The sequence below is a fragment of the Pseudoalteromonas sp. 20-MNA-CIBAN-0454 genome (genome assembly GCF_040308685.1).
In the GTDB taxonomy this organism is placed as follows: Bacteria; Pseudomonadota; Gammaproteobacteria; order Enterobacterales; family Alteromonadaceae; genus Pseudoalteromonas; species Pseudoalteromonas nigrifaciens.
The window spans coordinates 1-235 of the sequence record NZ_JBEOOB010000245.1 but is presented as its reverse complement, the minus strand read 5'-3'; the positions used below and the strand labels follow the sequence as shown (position 1 = coordinate 235).

Sequence of the window (235 nt, the reverse complement as noted above, 5' to 3'; positions counted from 1 at the left end):
ATCGTTACCGTCATAGCGTGATGGGACTTGTAAAACGTACTCGCCACAATCACCGCTTTTAAGTGCTTTTCCTTCACTTAAATACTGCATATCTACGCGAGCGTTAGCCAGTGCTAAAGCAATATCGTAAGGGGCTGGTATATCAGAATCGCGTCTGGCGTGTTTATCTTTAACTTGCGATAAGGTATAGCGTTGGGCTTGGCTAATATTGGTTGTATAGCCAGCGCCACCAATA

1 pseudogene is annotated in these 235 nt (G+C 44.7%); it reads right to left on the bottom strand.

The annotated features are described in order from the left end of the window. A pseudogene (locus AAEZ22_RS18640) lies at positions 1-235 on the bottom strand (hypothetical protein); the annotation flags it as partial.